This window comes from Pseudomonas sp. SL4(2022) (assembly GCF_026625725.1).
Taxonomy (GTDB): Bacteria; Pseudomonadota; Gammaproteobacteria; order Pseudomonadales; family Pseudomonadaceae; genus Aquipseudomonas.
The window spans coordinates 1,272,616-1,293,788 of sequence record NZ_CP113060.1; the positions used below are offsets into that span (position 1 = coordinate 1,272,616).

Sequence of the window (21,173 nt, forward strand, 5' to 3'; positions counted from 1 at the left end):
CACTGCGGAGTCCACCATGTCCAAGCCGATCAAACTCTTCCGTCATCCCCTCTCCGGCCACGCCCATCGCGTCGAGCTGCTCCTGTCGCTGCTGAATGTGCCGACCGAACTGGTGTTCGTCGATCTGGCCAAGGGCGCGCACAAATCGGCCGAATTCCTGGCCATGAACCCCTTCGGCCAGGTGCCGGTGATCGATGACAACGGCGTGGTGCTGAGCGACTCCAACGCCATCCTGGTGTACTTGGCGAAGAAGTACGACACCAGCGACCAGTGGCTGCCCAAGGAGCCGCTGGCAGGTGCGCAGGTACAGCGCTGGTTGTCCGTCGCCGCCGGGCCGATTGCCTCGGGCCCGGCTACCGCCCGCCTGATCACCGTGTTCGGTGCGCCTTATGACGCCGAATCGACCATTGCCCGCTCCTATGCCCTGCTCAAGGTGGTCGAGCAGGAGCTGACCGGCCGTCCCTTCCTCGCGGGCAACCTGCCGACTCTGGCCGATGTCGCCAGCTATACCTATATCGCCCACGCGCCGGAGGGCAATGTGTCGCTGGCCGACTACCCGCAGGTGCGTGCCTGGCTGGCCCGCATCGAAGCACTGCCGGGCTTCGTGCCGATGCAGCGCACTGCCGTCGGCCTGCAAAGCGCCTGAGTTACCCCGGCGCGGCCACCAGCCGCGCCGGCCTTTTCATTCAGCGGAGCCCGCCATGACCAGCCCACTGCCGCCCGATTCATCTCCCTGGCACGCCGGGGAAAAGCAGCTGCAGGAACGCGCAGGCGTGGCCGAGCGCATGGACGTATTCGGTCGCAGGGTGATCCGCGACCACATGCCCGACCAGCATCGCGATTTCTACCGGCAACTGCCGTTCGTACTGCTCGGCTCGGTCGATGCCGTGGGGCGCCCCTGGGCCAGCATCCTCGAGGGCCCGGTCGGCTTTGCCCATTCGCCTGAACCGCGCCTGCTGCGGCTGGACAGCCCGCTCGGCGCGGGCGACCCGGCGGCGCAGGCGCTGCAGGACGGTGCGGCCGTCGGCCTGCTCGGCATCGAGCTGCATACCCGCCGGCGCAATCGCCTGAACGGCCAGGTGGCCGGGCGTGACGCTCAGGGTCTTGGCATCGCCGTGGATCAGGCATTCGGCAACTGCCCGCAGTACATCCAGCTGCGCCAGCACCAGCTGTCCGCCCGCCAGAAACTGCCGGCGGTGGTGGTCGAGCAGCTGGATCATCTGGATGAGTCGGCGCAGCAGATGATTGCCGACGCCGACACGTTCTTTGTCGCCAGCTACGTCACCCTGACGGATGGCCGACTGGCGGTGGACGTTTCCCACCGCGGAGGCCAGGCCGGTTTCGTGCGGGTGCAGGGCAACCGCCTGAGCATCCCGGACTTTGCCGGCAACCTGCACTTCAACACCCTCGGCAACCTGCTGCTCAACCCACAGGCCGGTCTGCTGTTCATCGACTTCGCCACGGGTGATCTGCTGCAGCTCAGCGGACGCACCGAGCTAACCCTGGAGGGTGAGGAAATCCGTGCCTTCCAGGGCGCCGAACGGCTCTGGCATGTGGAGGTCGAGCAGGTGGTCCGCCGGCGCGGCGCGCTGGCGCTGCGCTGGGATTTCCAGAGTTACTCGCCCAACAGCCTGATGACCGGCAGTTGGGCGCAGGCCGCGGCGCGTTTGCAGGCACAGGCCCAGCGCGATCAGTGGCGGCCCCTGCGGGTGGCCCGGGTGGTCGAGGAAAGCGCCAGCATCCGCTCGTTCTATCTGCAGCCGGCCGATGCCGGAGGCTGGCCGGCGTTCTCGGCGGGGCAACATCTGCCCCTGCGCCTGACGATTCCCGGGCAGGCGCACCCGGTCGTCCGCACCTACAGCCTGTCCAGCGCGCCGTCCGATGACTTCCTGCGCATCAGCGTGAAGCGCGACGGACTGGCGTCCGCCTACCTGCATGAGCAGATCAAGGTTGGCAGTCTGCTGGAGGCCAAGGCCGCGCAGGGCCAGTTCGTGCTCGCCCCCGAGCAGCGCCGGCCGCTGGTGCTGCTGGCCGCAGGCGTGGGCATCACCCCGCTGCTGAGCATGCTACGCGAGGTGGCTTACCAGAATCGCCGGTTGCGCCGGCGCCGCACCGTCTGGCTGATGCAGAGCGCCCGCCAGCAGGCGGAGTTGGCCTTCAGCCGCGAGTTGCAGGAGCTTGAGCAGGAGAGCGGCGAGACATTGCACTGGCTGCGGGTGCTCAGCCAGCCCGAGACCGGGCTGCAGGAGGGGCTGGACTTCGACCTGCACGGGCGCATCGATGTGACGCTGCTCAAGACCGTGCTGCCCTTCGACGACTATGACTTCGTGCTGTGCGGGCCGTCCGCTTTTACTCAGGACCTGTATGACGGCCTGCGCGAGCTGAACATCAGCGACAGCCGCCTGCATGCCGAAACCTTCGGTCCCTCCAGCCTCAAGCGGCACCCGGATAAGGCCGGTCCGACACAGGACTGGCCACCGGCAGCCAGCATCCCTGTGCCCGTGCTGTTCGAGCACTCGGCCAAGGAAGCCCGCTGGCTGCCCGGCAGCGGCAGCCTGCTGGAGCTGGCCGAGAGCCGCGGCCTGACCCCGGAGTTCAGCTGCCGGGGCGGCACCTGTGGCATCTGCAGCACACGCATCGTCAGCGGTCAGGTGACCTACCCGCAGCCGCCGGCCAACCTGCCGGTCGAGGGTGAGGCACTGATCTGCTGCGCCGTGCCCGCCGCTGGCAAGGACGGAACGCAACCACTGGTCCTCGACCTCTAGGAATGTCGCCCATGAAGATCATCCGCAGCAGGGAATTTACCGCCGAGCGTGCCTGGGGCGCGCTCGACATCGCCAGCATGAACGACATCACCACCCGCCTGCACTGGACCGACCAGCCCTACCGCTGGCACATCAACGACTGCGAGGAAGTCTTTGTCGTGCTCGATGGACAGGTGCGCATGCTCTACCGCCAGGATGGGCAGGAACTTGAGTGCCTGCTCGACTGTGGCGACATCTTCTATGCCAGTCGCGGCACCGAGCATGTCGCCCACCCTGTCGGGGTGGCGCGGGTGCTGGTCATCGAAACCGCCGGCAGCGTCTGAACCTTTCACCTAAGGAGCCTCCCCATGCATCCCGAAGCACGCCCTCCCTTCCCGCCCTTTACCCGTGAAACCGCCGCGCAGAAAGTGCGCATGGCCGAGGATGGCTGGAACAGCCGCGACCCCGAGCGGGTGGCGCTGGCCTATACCGCTGACAGTCAGTGGCGCAACCGCAGCGAGTTCCCGCGCGGCCGCGAGCAGATCCGCGACTTCCTCACCCGCAAATGGCAGCGTGAACAGCAGTACCGCCTGATCAAGGAGCTCTGGGCCCATGACGGCAACCGCATTGCCGTGCGCTTTGCCTACGAGTGGCATGACGAGAACGGTCAGTGGTACCGCTCGTACGGCAACGAGAACTGGGAGTTCGACGATCACGGGCTGATGCAGGTGCGCCATGCCAGCATCAATGACCTGCCGATCCGCGAGGACGAGCGGCTGTTCCACTGGCCACAGGGGCGCCGCCCCGAGGAGCATCCCGGCCTGAGCCAGCTCGGTCTCTGAATGATTCAGCGCACTATCTGCCCCTGTAAAAAGCCCTCTTCAGAGGGCTTTTTCATGCTTGTTCTATTTCTTTATATGAAATTAAGCAGTGCTAATCATGGTTATTCTTGCTGAATCAGCATTTTGAGAACCTATCTCCGTCGGCTGAACAGCCCCTCACATCGCCTTACGGAGAACTGCACCATGAACAAATTCCTGCTTGCCCTGGCCCTGATCGCCCCCCTGGCCAATGCCGCCGAGATCGTCGGCACCACAGAAGACAACCGCGCCGGAGAAGTCTTTGGCAGCGGTGTAGGCGTCCTGCTCGGCGGTGCTGCAGGCGGCCCGGTCGGCGCGCTGATCGGTGCCGGTATCGGCTACATGAGTGGCGAAATGGTTCAGCAGGGCCTTGGCCAAAGCGGCACGGCCTATCTGGTTGAGGATGAGCAGGGCCAAATCCGCGAAGTACGTCGCAACCAGCTGCCTAAAGCACTTCGCACTGAGGTTTCCCAGTTGGGCTCGCAGCACTGAAAAACATATCCACAATTGTGAACCAATATCCTCTGCTCAACTGGCTCAATGAATAGCCCCGGATTCGCTAGAGCCCTCCGCGCCTCAAAGTGAATCCGTTTGGCTTGGAATAGATCTGTCCGCTTGTGGCCGAGAGTCGCCTGTCGCAACAGGCTGAAGGCGGCCATGAGCAGTCATTCGGGCGCTTAGAAAAGCTGGGGGATTCAATTAGCTGCGTCAACCTATCGGCCACTCAAATCGCACGATGGTCCTTGCAGCATCAGGCGAACAGGAGAACGTAACGCTACCGCGCATTCGTATTGCAACACGCTGCACAACTGCCAACCCCAGGCCCAAACCCGGGTGCCGGCGGGCCATATCGCCACGTGCAAAGGCTTGCAGCATGGCCTTCTGATCTTCCGGTGCGATACCCGACCCACAGTCCTCGACCTCAATCAAAGCCCTGAGACCCGCCGTACTCACGGTCAATCGCACCGGTGGCTGACCGTGGGTAAAAGCATTGTCGAGTAGGTTGCCAATCACGCGTTCAAGCAGCACGCCACTGGCGTGAGGCACGATGAGCGACGGCGGTACTTCAACCAGCAACTCCGTATCGGCGCGCTGCTGCTGCGCCACTACGCTGTTTGCCACTAAGGCCACATCCACCGTCTCGTCCAGACACAGCTCACCACTGCGCACATAGTCGAGAAAGCTTCCTACGAGCCGATCTGCTTGCAGCGCATTACGCACGATGACTTCGCGCTTCGGGGCAATGCCATCGCCCTCAGGCAAAAGCTCGGCCGCCATGCGAATCCGGCCGAGCGGGCTTCGAAGATCATGCGACACGCCCGCCAATAGCAATGCACGCTCGCGCTCTTGCTGATCAAGGGACTGCCGCAGCGTACGCCAGGCTTCGTCGATCGCTTGGACTTCCGCGCTAGCGTGTGGCAACGGGTCGCTGGATACATCGTCGGCCGCAATACGCGCGCGCAGGGCTTCGAGTGGCTGTGCCAGACGATGTGCGATCAACGCACTAGCAGCTATAGCCAGTCCGACCAGCAGTAGCGTTGCGATCAACACCCGCTCGCCCAGCGCTTCTTCGACAATGGCACTTTCAAAACCCACCCAGCGCACGCTGCCGTCTGTGCCGCGTAGCGCCAACCAAAGCGTCGGCGCTACCGCCGTGACGTCCCGCATACGACCGAATACCAGGTCTGCCACCGGCAATCCGGCCTCAATCAATGTCTGGCTGACAATCAATCGGCGCGGCGTCAGTGATGCGATCCCGAACACCTCACCAGGTCGCTGATCCGAGGCCTGCAAGGGGCCGGGCGCAATTTGCCGTGCCTTCTCCATCGGAGCCCCTTGTGCCACGAGCATCAAGGCGGGTGCCCAGCGTGATACAACAAGCTGCGCCACCGTGCGGTGGCGCTCCGCGTAGAAGATCATCGCCAGCATCACGGTGAGCACGATGGCCACCGCCACTTGCGCCGCGAGCAGGCGCGCAAACAAACTGCCGTAGCGGCTCATCGGGCTAACTCGCTAAGACGCACGGGCACCGGTTCCACGTGGTATGAAGGCATACCCCTCACCGCGCACGGTGTCGATCCACTGGGTGCCCATGCTCGCGTCGCGCAGCTTGCGCCGCAACCGCGCAATCTGCACGTCGACAGTACGCTCCTGCGGTTGGTAGCTGCCTACTTGCACCGCCTCGGAAAGCGCCTCGCGTGTCAGCGGGGTGCCAGGCTGCTTGGCCAGCGCAACGAGCAACTTGAATTCAATACTGGTGAGCGTCACGACACCGCCGTCGGCGATGACTTCACGCTTGAGGAAATCAATCGACAGTCCTGCAAAACGCAGCACAGCGGTGTTTGCACGCTCCGGTTTCGCGCGGCGCAGCAGCGCACGAACACGTGCCACCAGCTCACGGGGCTCGAAAGGTTTGGCCAGGTAATCGTCGGCACCAATCTCCAGTCCGAGCACGCGGTCCATTGGATCGCCACGAGCAGTGAGCATCACAAGGCCGAGGGCCGAGTACGCCGCACGCCAGCGGCGCGCAAGTTCGAAACCATTACCGTCAGGCAGCATTACATCAAGCAGAACGACGTCCGGCTGGCCTGCCGCTAGTGCTCGCTCGCCATCGCCCGCGCTCAATGCCGTTTGCGTGGACCAGCCCTCGCGTGCCAGCAACTCCACCAGCATGGCGGACAGTTCGGCATCGTCATCGACGATAAGGATCTGCGGTTGCATTCGCGGCATGGCCCTTTATTTGGCTATACGACAGCGCTGTCGCAATTCGTCGTTTTTCGTAGACGCGCACAGCACCGGGCGGCACTTAATATTTGCACATGCTCAGTGCGATGCATCTGTCTTTCACACTCCCATAAGAGTCCGCCATGCACAAGGTTCACTCACGGCCCTTTGCCTCAGCCATGGATGCCGTCGTCACACCAGCATCCGCGCGTCATGACCAAGACCATCACAGCCACCAAAACACCAAGACGTATGTAATGCACACTCGACGATTTGCCGACCTCCCCCGAACCCTCGCCCTAGGTGGACTATGTGCCGCGATGCTATGGGCCAGCGCCCCTGTAACGGCGAGCGAACGCACCCTGGCACAGGCCTGCCGCAGCGATGCCCGAAAATTTTGCACCGGCCAGCGACCTGGCGAGGGGCGCATCGTCACCTGCCTGCGCGAGAACACCCGTCAGTTGTCTGCGGCATGCCAATTCCAGCTCAATAAGATCGACACCTGTGCAGCCGAAATGCAGCAGTTGTGCGCAGACATACCGAATGAGGGGGATAAGAAACAGTGCCTGAAGGATAGGCGCACCAAGTTAAGTGCGGGTTGCCAAACCGCGGCTGGAGACTGACCATCATGGATCACATCGCCTTGAATGACCTCGCGACTGCCGATCTGCGGCCTTGGCTCAGCGTCTTGATTGTCGTCTTGCTGGGTATTGCTGCCATTGAAGGCATCGTCCTCTCGCGCCGTACCCCGAGTGGCTATGATTGGCGAGCCTTTGCCGCGTCAATCGCTGATGCAATCGGGCGCGGCATCACCGATGCAGTGTCCACCGGGCTCGGCTTGGTGCTTGCGATTTTGCTGCTCGGCTGGGTCTACGAGCACCGCCTGTTCACCATCACGATGGACACCTGGTGGGCCTTCGCCCTGTTGTTCGTAGGCGAGGAGCTTTGCTACTACTGGTACCACCGAAGTGCCCACCGCGTGCGCTGGTTCTGGGCGACGCATGCTGTGCATCATTCACCCAATCAGCTGACGCTGACCACCGCCCTGCGGCTGGGCTGGACGGGCAAGCTCACCGGTACGGCAGTGTTCTTCGCGCCTTTGGTATGGCTCGGTTTTTCACCGTTGGCGGTGATGCTCGCGATGTCGGCCAACCTGCTCTATCAGTTTTGGCTACACACCACCTGGATACCGAAGCTGGGAAGCGTGTTTGAGCGATGGTTCAATTCCCCCTCCAACCACCGCGTACATCACGGCAGCAACCCGGAATATCTGGACTGCAACTATGGCGGCGTGCTGATGGTCTTCGACCGCCTGTTTGGTACCTATGTGGAAGAACGCGCCGATGTGCCACCGCGCTATGGCCTGACCACTCCATTGCTGACATACAACCCATTGCGCATCGCCTTCCATGAGTGGATTAACCTGGTGCGTGATGTGGTTAGCGCACGCAACCTAGGCGATGTCTGGCACGCATTGTTCGCACCGCCTGGCGCACGCAAAAAAGCGACGACTAACAAAGGATCAAACAGAGAGCCACTTGGCTCCAACGACTAGTGAGTCGCACCAGCTTTTGCTGACACTCTATGACCGCTTTGGGGCCGGTTTCTGCCGGTCGTCACGACGGCGTGCGCTGGTCAAGTCGAGTGCAAACGCTTGGTCAGCTGGAATGCCATTGACTGGTCAGTGGTTGTGCAAATTGGTGGTCAAATCACTGCAATTTCACACCACGCACCAAGCTGATTACCCGTGAAGGCTTGAACGACGCTAACACCCTCTGAACTCAAGTGCCGCAGCCACACACCTCTGTCCACTGCATCGTGAACAAAGGCGAGTCCATGCATTTATGCTTTATCCGCTCAGCCGCTACTAATGCGTATGAGGGTTAAAAAAGTGGTAGCGGTTTTTCCCGGTTTTCTTGGCCTGGTACATCGCATGGTCGGCGCAGCGCAGCAGCAAATCGGCGTCGGCACCGTCTTGCGGGTAAAGCGCTACACCGATGCTGGCGGACACCTGATGCGTTTGCGTAGCCAATTGCACCGGTTCGGCAGCAGCCTGCAGCAGGCGGTGCAGAACGGTTTCACAGGCTTCGACGGATTCGAGATCAACCAGAATGGCGACAAACTCATCACCGCCAATCCGGGCCACGGTGTCGCCGTCGCGCAGGGCATGTTTCATCCTGCCAGCCAGTTCAACCAGCAGTTGATCACCCGCAACGTGCCCGCCGGTGTCATTAACGGCTTTGAAACCATCCAGATCGAGGTAGACAACGGCTACCAGATTGTCCCGTCGCATAGCCTGTAGCAGCCCTAACTTGAGGCGTTCACCAAACAGCACGCGGTTTGGCAGACGGGTCAGTGGGTCATAGTGGGCGATTTTTTCGAGCTGTTTTTGATGGTCTTTCAGTGGCGTAATATCGGTAAACACACCCACCAGACCATTCACCCGCCCGGAAATGCCCGGCACACGGCTGACGGTGAGGTGCGTGACGTAAAGCTCTCCGTTTTTGCGCAGGTTCCAGGTTTCGCCTGTCCAATAACCTGATTGCTCGAGTGCAGCTTTGATGCTCTGGCAGATTTCTGCGTCATTGCACTCGGCATTGATCAGCGGCGGACAGTGGCCCAGCGCCTCTTCGCGGGAATACCCGGTGACACGACTAAAGGCCTGATTAACGTCAGCCAGGGAGCCGTCGTTTTCAAAAATCATCACACCCTCGTGGGAATGATGAAACACGCTGGCGGCTTGTAATAATTTTTGTTCTACATATTTTCGCGCAGTAATGTCACGCGCCGAACAAAACAGCAGTGGCACACTATCAATGTCTACACCGACACTGGTTATTTCAACATCAATGATTTGCCCACTTTTACGCCGATGTTGTGTTTCAAAGGTACTTTCTATACCTCGCAACATGGGGATATTGGCGATCAAGTCTTCTTGGTCGAATCGTGCATCCCACTGCAGCACATTTAACTGCATGACCTCATGCTGTTCGTAGCCGAGCATACGGGCAAACGCCTCATTGGCCAGAATGACATCACCTTTGAGATTAAGCACATGAATGCCATCTACAGCAGCCCGTAACAACGCCTGATTATTACTCAGTTGCGTACTTAACTCAGCAAAGACACGATCTGCCTTGCGCGCCACACTGTGAAGTTGGCGACGGGTATGCACGGCATAGCCCAAGCTCATCAACAACAGCACAAACAAAAACGTCAACACCTGCGCATTAGGTGATTCGATATCACTCATAGCAAACCCTCGCCAAATACGTTAGCTCTCTGAAACTCCATCCATCGCACATACAGAAGCTTTAATGGGTCGCCAGGGTCGTCCTCGTTATAATTATTAATTGCGATTCACAGCCTGCTTTTAATTGCGAATAGTTTTATTTAGCCTCCTTAGGGGAAACCCCTTACGCCATTAAACCAACGTCAAATTACCGTCTAGCGCAGAAACTCGTTTCAAGAAATGCCACATCTTTATAAAGCCATACCATTAAATGCTCTGTATCTTTTTGTACTCGGCACGCACCAGTGTGACAATTTAATTACAGTACGCAGCCGTATAGTAAAACGCGTCTCTATAAATTAAAGTTCATCCAACCCACATACACTTATGAATGTTTAAGCATTCGAGCGCCCATTAAGTCAGAGATATAAACCTCGACACTTAATGACCCGACAGTCAGCATTAAATCCCTGACAGATTGATCAGGCCGCAACAACCGGCCTAGACTGCGCGCATTACGGGAAGCCCCATCGACGGAGAAACAGATGCCCAAGGTCGGAATGCAACCGATCCGCCGCTCACAATTGATTGCGGCCACCCTTGAAGCCGTCGATCAAGTCGGCATGAGCGAAGCCAGCATTGCCTACATCGCGCGGATTGCCGGCGTATCCAATGGCATCATCAGCCACTATTTCCGCGACAAGAACGGCTTGCTCGACGCCACCATGCGCCACCTGATGCAGGCGCTGAGCGAAGCCGTTCGCGAACGCCGCGCCCGCCTGCCGGCGGATCAACCGCGCGCCCATTTGCGGGCGATTATTGAAGGCAACTTCGATGACAGTCAGGTCAACGGCCCGGCGATGAAAACCTGGCTGGCATTCTGGGCCACCAGCATGCACCAGCCGGCGCTGCGGCGTTTGCAGCGGGTCAACGATCACCGCCTGTATTCCAACCTGTGCGGGCAGTTCAGCCGGGTGTTGCCGCAGGCGCAGGCGCGCAGCGCAGCCCGTGGCCTGGCGGCATTGATCGATGGCCTGTGGCTGCGCGGGGCGCTGTCCGGTGAAGGTTTCGACACCCGCCAGGCGATGCAGATCGCCTATGACTACCTGGACATGCAGCTGGAAAAAGCGGGTTAAGCAGCTCGGGTGGCGCACAGGGCACCACCCGAGTCCGCTTCAGCCTTGCGTCGGCAGAGCGGGTACTGCCGCTGGCTGCTCACTGGCGGCCAGATCGGCCTTCATCGCCTTGAGCAGGGCGAACATGTACAACAGCAACACCACCGAGAAGGGCAATCCCGCCAGCACCACCACGGTTTGCATGGCGGTGAAATTACCGGCGAACAACAGCCCAATGGTCACCAGCGTGATGACCACACTCCAGAAGATGCGCAGCCAATGCGGAGCGTCTTCGTCCAGCTCGCTGCCCTGACGCGACAGGTTGGCCAGCATCACCGAGCCAGAGTCAGCCGGGGTGAGGAACAGCACAAAGCCCACGCAAATCGATACACCGATCACCACCTTGGACCAGGGGTAATGCTCCAGCAGCAGGTAGATGGACATGGCTGGTTGTTCCAGCGCGGCTTTGCCCAGATCGGTGGCGTTTTGATTCATCACCAGATCCAACGCGCTGTTACCGAAGATCGACAGCCAGGCCAGGGTGAACCCCAGCGGAATCAGCAACACGCCACTGACTAACTCGCGAACGGTACGACCACGGGAAATCCGCGCGATAAACATGCCGACAAACGGTGCCCAGGAAATCCACCAGGCCCAGTAGAACAGGGTCCACAAGCCCATCCACGCTTCACTCTTGCCGGACTGCCCGGTGTACACATAGAGGTCAAAGGTCTTCAGCACCAAACCGTTGAGGTAGTCACCGAGGTTTTGCACCAGGCTATTGAGCAAATGCAGGGTGTCGCCGGCCAGTAACACGAACACCAGCAGACCGCTGAATAGGATGATATTGAGGTTGGACAGGCGACGAATGCCCTTCTCCACCCCGGAAACGGCTGCCAGCGTGGCCACAGCGCTCATCACCAGAATCACCGTGAGCAGCGCGCCCTGGCTGTTGGGCATGCCGAACAGGTACTCCAGGCCGGATGCCACTTGCAGCGAGCCAATGCCGAGGTTGGTCACCAAGCCCAGCAACGTGACGAAGATACCAAAGCAGTCCACCGCATTGCCGACCCAGCCACGGGTCAGGCGCTGACCGAATAACGGGTACAACGCCGAGCGCAAGGCCAGAGGCTGTTGATGGCGGTAGGCAAAATACCCCACGGCCAGACCGACCAGCGCGTAGATCGCCCAGCCGTGCACACCCCAGTGCAGGAAGGTCAGCTGCAGCGCCTGGCGGGCTGCCGAGGCCGTGCCCGGCTCGCCTTCAGGCGGGTTGTACAAGTGATCAATCGGCTCCGAAGCGGCGAAATACAACAGCGAAATGCCAATCCCCGAAGAGAACAGCATGCCGGCCCACGCCCCATAGCTGAACTCCGGGCGCTCGTGGTCAGCCCCCAGGCGCAGATTGCCGTAGCGCGAGCACGCCACGTACAGCACAAAGAACAGATAAGCCCCAATGGCCAGCATGTAATACCAACCAAAACTGCGCGACAGCCACACCTGGGCTTTGCTCAGCCAGGCACCGGCCGCATCGGGGAAGACGATTAATGCAAGGGTCAGCAGCAGAATCAACGCTGTCGATCCGTAAAACACAACCGGATTCAAGCGCACCTTCTCAGGGTTTGTTGTTATCAGAGAAGCAGTACTCATGGTGGAGATGAGCTCCAAGGCAATGGAAACGAACGCACCGCTGGTTCTGAGACGGCACGCCGGATTGACCCTAACCCGCTGCCGGCACGCTTCTATGGCGGGCCTTACAGCCGGCTTACCCACTGCGGCGATGTGCCGCAGAAGGGGTCAGTGCGGCGAGCTTATTCTTTGTTGTTTGAACGTTCAATAAAAATAAAGTAGGCTCGTTTTCACCTTGCCGCACCGGCTTGCAGCGCATGGCCGGCCGCCTGAAACCGAATACACCTATAAGAGAGGACTCACCCATGCCCCGTTTTGACGAACAGCAGCTCTATATCGGAGGCCGTTATGTGGCGGCCAGCAGCGGTGAGACCTTCGACAGCATCAACCCGGCCAACGGTGAAGTGCTGGCCAAGGTGCAGCGTGCCAGCCAGGCGGACGTGGAACTGGCCGTGGCCAGCGCCACCGAAGGCCAGAAAGTGTGGGCCGCGATGACCGCCATGCAGCGCTCGCGCATCCTGCGCAAGGCCGTGGACATTCTGCGCGAGCGCAACGATGAGCTGGCCGAACTGGAAACCCTCGACACCGGCAAGCCACTCTCGGAAACGCGCTACGTCGACATCGTCACCGGCGCTGACGTGCTGGAGTACTACGCCGGGTTGATCCCGGCCATCGAAGGCGAGCAAATCCCGCTGCGCGACACCAGTTTCGTCTACACCCGCCGCGAGCCGCTGGGCGTGGTGGCCGGTATTGGGGCGTGGAACTACCCAATCCAGATTGCCCTGTGGAAATCCGCCCCGGCCTTGGCCGCCGGCAACGCCATGATCTTCAAACCCAGCGAAGTGACCTCACTCAGCACACTCAAACTGGCGGAAATTTACACCGCTGCAGGCCTGCCGGATGGCGTGTTCAACGTGCTCACCGGCAGCGGCCGCGAAGTCGGCCAGTGGCTGACTGAGCACCCAGGCATCGAGAAAATCTCCTTCACCGGCGGTACCGTGACCGGCAAAAAGGTCATGGCCAGCGCCTCCAGCTCATCACTCAAGGAAGTGACCATGGAGCTGGGTGGCAAGTCGCCCCTGATCATCTTCGAAGACGCCGACCTGGACCGCGCCGCCGACATCGCGGTGATGGCCAATTTCTACAGCTCCGGGCAGGTCTGCACCAACGGCACGCGCGTGTTTGTGCCGCGCATGTTGCAGGCACGCTTCGAGGCCAAGGTGCTGGAGCGGGTCAAACGCATTCGCCTGGGCAACCCGCAGGACGACGCCACCAACTTCGGCCCGCTGGTGAGCTTTGCGCACATGGACAGCGTGCTCGGCTATATCGAAAAAGGCCGCAGTGAAGGTGCTCGCCTGCTGATCGGTGGCCAGCGCGTGACCGAGGGCGAATACGCCAACGGTGCCTACGTCGCCCCTACGGTTTTCACCGACTGCACCGACGACATGACCATCGTGCGTGAAGAAATCTTCGGCCCGGTGATGAGCATTCTGGTGTACGACACGGAAGAAGAGGTGATCCGCCGCGCCAACGCCACCGAGTACGGCTTGGCCGCTGGCGTGGTCACCCGCGACCTGAACCGCGCACACCGGGTGATCCACAAGCTGGAAGCCGGTATTTGCTGGATCAACACCTGGGGCGAATCACCGGCGGAAATGCCGGTGGGCGGTTACAAGCAATCCGGCGTTGGCCGCGAAAACGGTTTGACCACACTGGCGCACTACACGCGGATCAAATCGGTGCAGCTGGAAATGGGCGGCTACACCTCGGTGTTCTGAGCACTGTGTTGTGGGAGGGGCTTTAGCCGCGAAAGGTGTCGCGGATAAAGCGGAACGCCGCTCGGCCGCGCCCACAGACCGACGGCTATCCATACGGCAGCCCGATCACCCGGTCTTCACCGCCCCGTAGCCCGGATGCAATCCGGGAACAGTTATCGCGTTTTCTCCGGAGAGATCCGGCCACAGGAGCGTTTATGCCCCAAGAATTCGATTACATCATCATCGGCGCCGGCTCGGCCGGTAACGTATTGGCCACCCGCCTGACCGAAGACGCTGACGTCAGCGTACTGCTGCTCGAAGCCGGCGGCCCCGACTATCGCCTGGACTTCCGCACGCAGATGCCCGCTGCCCTGGCCTATCCCCTGCAAGGCCGGCGCTACAACTGGGCCTACCTGACCGACCCCGAGCCGCACATGAACAACCGCCGCATGGAATGCGGTCGCGGCAAAGGCCTGGGCGGCTCATCGCTGATCAACGGCATGTGTTACATCCGTGGCAATGCCATGGACTACGACGGCTGGGCCAAGGAGAAAGGCCTGGAAGACTGGAGTTATCTGGATTGCCTGCCGTATTTCCGCAAGGCCGAAACCCGTGACATCGGCGCCAATGATTACCACGGCGGCGAAGGCCCAGTGTCGGTCACCACCCCTAAAAACGGCAATAACCCGCTGTTCCACGCCATGGTCGAAGCCGGCGTGCAGGCCGGTTACCCGCGTACCGACGACCTCAACGGCTACCAGCAGGAAGGCTTCGGCCCGATGGACCGCACCGTTACGCCCCAAGGCCGGCGTTCCAGCACTGCGCGTGGTTACCTCGACCAAGCCCGCCAGCGGTCGAACCTGACCATCGTCACCCATGCCCTGACCGATCGCATTCTGTTCAACGGCAAGCGGGCCATTGGCGCGACCTACCTGGTGGGTGACAGCAACACCCCGCACATTGCCAAGGCCCGTCGCGAAGTGTTGCTGTGCAGCGGCGCAATTGCCTCGCCGCAAATTCTTCAGCGCTCCGGCGTCGGCTCAGCCGCCCTCCTGAATGAACTGGGAATCCCCGTGGTCCATGACCTACCGGGCGTTGGCCAGAACCTGCAGGACCACCTCGAGTTGTACCTGCAATACGCCTGCAAAGAACCGGTGTCGCTGTACCCGGCGCTGCAATGGTGGAACCAGCCCACCATCGGCGCGCAGTGGCTGTTCCAAGGCAAGGGCATTGGTGCCAGCAACCAGTTCGAGGCCGGCGGCTTTATCCGCTCCAGCGCCGAATTCGAGTGGCCAAACATCCAATATCACTTCCTGCCCGTGGCGATTAACTACAACGGCAGCAACGCGGTTAAAGAACACGGTTTCCAGGCGCACATGGGTTCCATGCGCTCGCCGAGCCGTGGGCGCATTCAGGTCAAATCCAAAGACCCGCGCCAGCACCCAAGCATTCTGTTCAACTACATGGCCAGCGAACAGGACTGGCGCGAGTTCCGTGATGGCATCCGCATCACCCGCGAAATCATGGCGCAGGCGGCGCTGGACCCGTACCGCGGTCGCGAAATCAGCCCCGGCAAGGATGTGCAGAGCGACGCCGAACTGGATGCCTTTATTCGCGAACACGCGGAAACGGCCTACCACCCGTCGTGTTCCTGCAAAATGGGCGAAGACGACATGGCCGTGGTCGACAGTCAGGGCCGGGTGCACGGCCTCGACGGCCTGCGCGTGGTGGATGCCTCGATCATGCCGCTGATCGTCACTGGTAACCTCAACGCGCCGACCATCATGATGGCCGAGAAAATCGCCGACAAAATCCGTGGCCGCGCCCCGCTGCCACGCAGCACCGCGCCCTATTTCGTCGCGGGTAATGCCGCCGTGCGTGGCACCGCGCAACGCTCCGCCTAAAGCGGCGCACGCGCCTCAACGCCGCAGGGGCTCCGCCGCTGCGGCGCTGTCATATAAAGGCACGGCACGGCGCGATCGGCCGCCCATTGCGCCAGCCTTTAGCGAAGTGAAACCACAGGCGGCTTGATGCTGCAGGCGAAGGGCGTCGATAATGCGCAGTTTTCAACCAGCGCCATTGTGCGCCGCCGCCACCGGCCGACCGAGCAGACCATGAAAGACAGCATTCGCCACCTGATCCAGCACGCCCTGACCCGCCTCACTGCCGACGGCGTGCTGCCGGAGGGCCTGACTCCGGCCATTCAGGTGGAGAACACCAAGGACAAGGCCAACGGTGATTTCGCCAGCAACATCGCCATGATGCTGGCCAAGCCGGCGGGCATGAAGCCGCGCGACCTGGCCGAAAAGCTGATCGCGGCGCTGCCGGCCGACGATGGCATCAGCAAGGTCGAAATTGCCGGGCCGGGCTTTCTCAACTTCTTCCAAAACACCCAGGCACTGGCCGCGCGCCTAGATGCGCTACTGGCCGACGCCAAGCTTGGCGTACGCAAGGCCGGCCCGGTGCAGCGCGTGGTGGTCGACTTGTCCGCCCCCAACCTGGCCAAAGAGATGCACGTCGGCCATCTGCGCTCGACCATCATCGGTGATGGTGTGGCACGGGTGCTGGAGTTTCTCGGCGACGAGGTGATCCGCCAGAACCACGTCGGCGACTGGGGCACGCAGTTCGGCATGTTGCTGGCCTATATGCAGGAAAACCCGGCAGCCGCCGAAAGCGAGCTGGCCGACCTGGAAGGCTTCTACCGCGCGGCGAAAAAACGCTTCGATGATTCCCCGGAGTTCGCCGAACGCGCCCGTGAGCTGGTGGTGCAGCTGCAAGCCGGCGACGCTGAGTGCCTGCGCCTGTGGCACCGTTTCAACGACATTTCCCTGAGCCACTGCCAGGCGCTGTATGACCGCCTGGGCGTGAAACTGAGCATGACCGACGTCAAGGGTGAGAGCGCCTACAACGACGATTTGGCCAACGTGGTCGCCGACCTCAAGGCCAAGGGCCTGTTGACCGAAGACAACGGCGCGCAGTGCGTGTTTATGGACGCGTTCACAAACGCCGAAGGCAATCCGCTGCCGCTGATCGTGCAAAAGGCTGGCGGTGGCTACCTGTACGCCACCACCGACCTGGCCGCCACGCGCTACCGCGCCAACGTGCTGAAGGCCGACCGCGTGCTGTATTTCGTCGACCAGCGCCAGGCGCTGCACTTCCAAATGGTCTTCGCCGCCGCACGTCTGGCCGGCTTCGTGCCCGACAGCCTGCAAATGGAACACATGGGCTTCGGCACCATGAACGGCGCCGACGGCCGCCCATTCAAAACCCGCGATGGCGGCACCGTGAAGCTGGTCGACCTGCTCGATGAAGCCGAAGAGCGCGCCTACGCGCTGGTCAAAGGCAAGAACCCGGAACTGGACGACGCCGAGCTGCGCCAGATCGCCCGCGCTGTGGGTATTGGCGCAGTGAAATACGCTGACCTGTCCAAGCACCGCACCAGTGACTACCGCTTCAATTTCGAGCTGATGCTGAGCTTCGAGGGCAACACCGCGCCTTACCTGCTCTACGCCTACACCCGTGTGGCCAGCGTGCTGCGCAAAGTAGGCAAGGGCTTTGATGAGCTGGACGGCCAGCTGGACCTGCAGGCCGCCCAGGAAATCGACCTGGCCGGCAAACTCGCACAATTCGCAGAAGTGCTCGGCGGCGTTGCCGACAAGGGCGAGCCGCACCTGCTGTGCGCCTACCTGTATGACCTGGCCGGGCTGTTCTCCAGCTTCTACGAGAATTGCCCGATCCTCGCCGCCGAGGACAATGGCGTGCGCAACAGCCGCCTGCGCCTGGCCGCCCTCACAGGTCGCACCCTGCAGCAGGGTCTGCAGCTGCTCGGTCTGGAAACCCTGGAGCGCATGTAAGTGGCGGCCAAGAAGAAGCCCGCCGCCAAACGCGGCGCCAGCCGCTACCAGGCACCGGCGAAAAAGCCGGTGCCTGGCTGGTTCTGGCTGGTCAGTGGTTTGGTGATCGGCGGCTTCATGGTGTTTCTGTTCAGCCTGGAGCCGGGCCGCGATGAAATCAAACGCGACAAGCCCGAACAGGCCAAGCAGCAAGCCAAGCCCACCGCGCAGCCGGCCGACGACAAGGAACCGGCCAAACCCAAATACGACTTCTACACCCTGCTGCCAGAATCAGAAGTGATCCTGCCGCCACAAGCCATCGAACAGCCCGCCGCCGTGCCTGAGCCCAAACCGGTCAGCCCGGAAGAAGCCGCAAAAATCGACGCCGCCCGCGCCGAAGCAGCGCTCAATGGCGAGGTGCCGCCACCGCCGCCGGTGGTGGCCAAGGGACCGGTCAGCTCGCAGTTCTTCCTCCAGGCCGGCTCGTTCCGCCGCAAGGAGGACGCCGACGCCCTGCGCGCGCAGATCATCCTGCTCGGCCAGAACGTGCAGGTGGAATCCGGCAAGGTACGCGAGGAAACCTGGCACCGCGTGCTGGTCGGGCCTTTTGCCACCCGCGAACAGCTTGGCCAGGCGCAGAAATCGCTGGCGGGCAGTGGCTTCAGCAATCTGTTGTTACAGCAGCGCCAGGTGCAGTAGACCCGCGCCAGACAAGCCCTGCGACCCTATCAGCTGACTATTTGTCGGCGCCGGCTGCACACAGGGCTTGAAGCCGGCGCGCTCAGCCCCCACTTCACTCGGCATTGGGCACTTTCGCCCCGCTGCGTGGAGACTCTCCCCTTGACCACCATCGTTTCAGTGCGCCGCAACGGCAAAGTCGTCATGGGCGGCGACGGCCAGGTGTCCCTCGGCAATACCGTGATGAAAGGCAACGCGAAAAAAGTGCGCCGCCTGTACCACGGCCAGGTGCTGGCCGGCTTCGCCGGTGCCACCGCCGATGCCTTTACCCTGTTTGAACGCTTTGAAGGCCAGCTTGAAAAGCATCAAGGTCATCTGGTGCGCGCTGCCGTCGAGTTGGCCAAAGACTGGCGCACCGATCGCTCGCTGAGCCGCCTGGAAGCCATGCTGGCTGTAGCAAACAAGGACGCCTCGCTGATCATCACCGGCAACGGTGACGTGGTGGAGCCCGAGCATGGCCTGATCGCCATGGGCTCCGGCGGTGGCTTCGCCCAAGCGGCGGCCATGGCCCTGCTGCAAAAAACCGACCTGAGCGCCCGTGAAATCACCGAAACCGCGCTGAACATTGCCGGCTCCATTTGTGTCTTCACTAACCAAACCCTGACTATCGAAGAAGAAGACTGCGCCGAGTAAGCGCGCCTTCTTCTGGAGTAAACCCGCATGTCCATGACGCCCCGCGAGATCGTTCACGAACTCAACCGCCACATCATCGGTCAGGACGACGCCAAGCGCGCCGTGGCCATCGCCCTGCGCAACCGCTGGCGGCGCATGCAGCTGCCGCTTGAGCTGCGCGCTGAAGTGACGCCAAAGAACATCCTGATGATCGGCCCCACCGGCGTCGGCAAAACCGAGATCGCCCGCCGCCTGGCCAAGCTGGCCAATGCTCCGTTTATCAAGGTGGAAGCGACCAAGTTCACCGAGGTTGGCTATGTCGGCCGTGATGTCGAGTCGATCATCCGTGACCTCGCCGATGCCGCGATCAAGATGCTGCGCGAGCAGGAGATGATCAAGGTCCGCCACCGCGCCGAAGACGCAGCCGAAGAGCGCATCCTCGACGCCCTGCTGCCACCCGCCCGCACCGGCTTCAATGAAGAGGCCGCGCCAGCCAGCGACTCCAACACCCGTCAGCTGTTCCGCAAGCGCCTGCGCGAGGGCCAGCTGGATGACAAGGACATCGAAATCGAAGTGGCCGACGCTCCGGCCGGCATCGAAATCATGACCCCACCGGGCATGGAAGAGATGACCAACCAGCTGCAAAGCCTGTTTTCCAACATGGGCAAAGGCAAACGCAAGAGCCGCAAGCTCAAGGTCAACGAAGCCCTGAAGATGGTGCGCGACGAAGAGGCCGCGCGCCTGGTCAACGAAGACGAACTCAAGGCGCAGGCGCTGGAAGCTGTCGAACAAAACGGCATCGTGTTTATCGACGAAATCGACAAAGTGGCCAAGCGCGGCAACGTCGGTGGCGCGGATGTGTCCCGCGAAGGCGTACAACGCGACCTGCTGCCGCTGATCGAAGGCTGCACGGTGAACACCAAGCTGGGCATGGTGAAAACCGACCACATTCTGTTTATCGCCTCCGGCGCGTTCCACCTGAGCAAGCCAAGCGACCTGGTGCCCGAACTGCAAGGCCGCCTGCCGATTCGCGTCGAGCTGAAAGCCCTGACCCCACAAGATTTCGAGCGCATCCTCACCGAGCCACACGCCTCGCTCACCGAGCAATATGCCGCGCTGCTGAACACCGAAGGCCTGGGCATCCAGTTCGTCGCCGAAGGCATCAAGCGCATCGCCGAGATTGCCTATCAGGTCAACGAGAAAACCGAGAACATCGGCGCGCGCCGCCTGCACACCCTGCTCGAACGCCTGCTGGAAGAAGTCTCCTTCAGCGCCGGCGACCTGGCCGGCCAGCAGAATGGCGCACCGATCGTGATCGACGCGGCCTACGTCAACAGCCACCTCGGTGAACTGGCGCAGGACGAAGACCTCTCGCGCTATATTCTGTAGCGCGCCCCACCCCTGGCCCGGATGCGCTCCAGGCCAGGGAACCATTGAGGAAGCGAGCATGCGCATCCCCACCGCAATAAAACTGCACAAAGCCTCGAAAACCCTGGAGCTGCACTACGGCGCGGACGAGCACTACACCCTGCCTGCCGAGTTTCTGCGCGTGCATTCGCCATCTGCAGAAGTACAGGGCCACGGCAAGCCCATTCTGCAGACCGGCAAGCTCGGCGTCGGTCTGAGCAAGGTCGAGCCGGCCGGTAATTACGCCCTCAAACTGACCTTCGATGACGGCCACGACAGCGGCCTGTTCACTTGGGATTACTTGGAACAGCTGTCCCTGCGCCAGGCCGAGCTGTGGAGCGACTATCTGGCCGCACTGAGGGCCGCCGGGCAATCGCGTGACCCGAACGAGAGCGTGGTCAGACTGATGCTCTGAAACGCTGCACACGGCTTGCCGGAGCGCTCGCTGAGGCCACATCAGGGCATCAGCCATTTCCGGCCCCACCGCCTACTGGCAGCCTGACAGCACGCGCTCTAACCCGC

Annotated in this window: 19 protein-coding genes; 15 read left to right on the forward strand and 4 right to left on the reverse strand. The window is 61.6% G+C overall.

Annotation, left to right across the window (positions count from 1 at the left end; genetic code table 11):
- Positions 1-16 precede the first annotated feature (16 nt).
- From OU997_RS06120 to OU997_RS06140, 5 genes are all read left to right on the forward strand, one after another.
- Positions 17-646: a glutathione S-transferase family protein gene (locus tag OU997_RS06120; protein WP_267809424.1), complete on the forward strand. Its 630-nt coding sequence runs from the start codon at positions 17-19 to the stop codon at positions 644-646.
- Between the two features lie 55 nt (positions 647-701).
- Entirely contained in the window at positions 702-2,765 is a 2,064-nt protein-coding gene (locus OU997_RS06125; protein ID WP_267809425.1) for a pyridoxamine 5'-phosphate oxidase family protein, read from the forward strand.
- A gap of 11 nt (positions 2,766-2,776) precedes the next feature.
- Entirely contained in the window at positions 2,777-3,088 is a 312-nt protein-coding gene (locus tag OU997_RS06130; RefSeq protein ID WP_267809426.1) for a cupin, read from the forward strand.
- A 24-nt stretch (positions 3,089-3,112) separates the two neighbouring features.
- Positions 3,113-3,586, forward strand: a complete 474-nt coding sequence (locus OU997_RS06135; protein ID WP_267809427.1) for a nuclear transport factor 2 family protein — start codon at positions 3,113-3,115, stop codon at positions 3,584-3,586.
- 183 nt (positions 3,587-3,769) lie between these two features.
- Positions 3,770-4,096, forward strand: coding sequence for a hypothetical protein (locus tag OU997_RS06140; RefSeq protein WP_267809428.1), 327 nt, complete (start codon positions 3,770-3,772; stop codon positions 4,094-4,096).
- Positions 4,097-4,312: 216 nt separating this feature from the next.
- On the opposite strand, the gene OU997_RS06145 is transcribed toward OU997_RS06140, so the two are convergent.
- Positions 4,313-5,605: a sensor histidine kinase gene (locus tag OU997_RS06145; RefSeq protein ID WP_267809429.1), complete on the reverse strand. Its 1,293-nt coding sequence runs from the start codon at positions 5,603-5,605 to the stop codon at positions 4,313-4,315.
- 12 nt (positions 5,606-5,617) lie between these two features.
- Complete coding sequence (locus OU997_RS06150) at positions 5,618-6,334, reverse strand: response regulator transcription factor (RefSeq protein ID WP_218276636.1); 717 nt, start codon at positions 6,332-6,334, stop codon at positions 5,618-5,620.
- Between the two features lie 137 nt (positions 6,335-6,471).
- On the opposite strand from OU997_RS06150, the gene OU997_RS06155 reads away from it, so the two are divergent.
- Both OU997_RS06155 and OU997_RS06160 read left to right on the forward strand, forming a co-directional pair.
- The gene (locus OU997_RS06155; RefSeq protein WP_267809430.1) at positions 6,472-6,951 is read left to right on the forward strand and encodes a cysteine rich repeat-containing protein; all 480 of its coding nucleotides are present in this window, start codon (positions 6,472-6,474) and stop codon (positions 6,949-6,951) included.
- A gap of 5 nt (positions 6,952-6,956) precedes the next feature.
- Positions 6,957-7,883 (forward strand): sterol desaturase family protein, encoded by a 927-nt coding sequence (locus OU997_RS06160; protein WP_267809431.1) that lies wholly within the window; start codon positions 6,957-6,959, stop codon positions 7,881-7,883.
- Positions 7,884-8,195: 312 nt separating this feature from the next.
- Here OU997_RS06160 and OU997_RS06165 read toward each other — a convergent pair whose 3' ends face one another.
- A complete protein-coding gene (locus OU997_RS06165) occupies positions 8,196-9,581 on the reverse strand; it encodes a diguanylate cyclase domain-containing protein (protein ID WP_267809432.1) in 1,386 nt (461 codons plus the stop codon).
- A 524-nt stretch (positions 9,582-10,105) separates the two neighbouring features.
- On the opposite strand from OU997_RS06165, the gene betI reads away from it, so the two are divergent.
- Entirely contained in the window at positions 10,106-10,696 is a 591-nt protein-coding gene (gene betI, locus OU997_RS06170; protein WP_108488618.1) for a transcriptional regulator BetI, read from the forward strand.
- Positions 10,697-10,735: 39 nt separating this feature from the next.
- Here the strand turns inward: betI and OU997_RS06175 are convergent, their stop codons facing one another.
- Positions 10,736-12,268 carry a BCCT family transporter gene (locus tag OU997_RS06175; protein ID WP_267809433.1) on the reverse strand — a complete coding sequence of 511 codons (1,533 nt, stop codon included), beginning with the start codon at positions 12,266-12,268 and terminating at the stop codon, positions 10,736-10,738.
- Between the two features lie 341 nt (positions 12,269-12,609).
- Between OU997_RS06175 and betB the strand changes: the two genes are divergently transcribed.
- From betB to OU997_RS06210, 7 genes are all read left to right on the forward strand, one after another.
- Positions 12,610-14,082, forward strand: a complete 1,473-nt coding sequence (betB, locus tag OU997_RS06180; protein ID WP_267809434.1) for a betaine-aldehyde dehydrogenase — start codon at positions 12,610-12,612, stop codon at positions 14,080-14,082.
- Positions 14,083-14,276: 194 nt separating this feature from the next.
- Positions 14,277-15,965 (forward strand): choline dehydrogenase, encoded by a 1,689-nt coding sequence (gene betA, locus OU997_RS06185; RefSeq protein ID WP_267809435.1) that lies wholly within the window; start codon positions 14,277-14,279, stop codon positions 15,963-15,965.
- A 210-nt stretch (positions 15,966-16,175) separates the two neighbouring features.
- Positions 16,176-17,915 (forward strand): arginine--tRNA ligase, encoded by a 1,740-nt coding sequence (gene argS / locus OU997_RS06190; protein WP_267809871.1) that lies wholly within the window; start codon positions 16,176-16,178, stop codon positions 17,913-17,915.
- Positions 17,916-18,593: an SPOR domain-containing protein gene (locus OU997_RS06195; RefSeq protein WP_108488614.1), complete on the forward strand. Its 678-nt coding sequence runs from the start codon at positions 17,916-17,918 to the stop codon at positions 18,591-18,593.
- 141 nt (positions 18,594-18,734) lie between these two features.
- A complete protein-coding gene (gene hslV / locus OU997_RS06200; RefSeq protein WP_090254921.1) occupies positions 18,735-19,265 on the forward strand; it encodes an ATP-dependent protease subunit HslV in 531 nt (176 codons plus the stop codon).
- Between the two features lie 27 nt (positions 19,266-19,292).
- Positions 19,293-20,633, forward strand: a complete 1,341-nt coding sequence (gene hslU / locus OU997_RS06205; protein ID WP_267809436.1) for an ATP-dependent protease ATPase subunit HslU — start codon at positions 19,293-19,295, stop codon at positions 20,631-20,633.
- Positions 20,634-20,691: 58 nt separating this feature from the next.
- On the forward strand, positions 20,692-21,066 hold the full coding sequence (locus tag OU997_RS06210) for a gamma-butyrobetaine hydroxylase-like domain-containing protein (protein WP_108490555.1): 375 nt from the start codon (positions 20,692-20,694) through the stop codon (positions 21,064-21,066).
- Positions 21,067-21,173 lie beyond the last annotated feature (107 nt).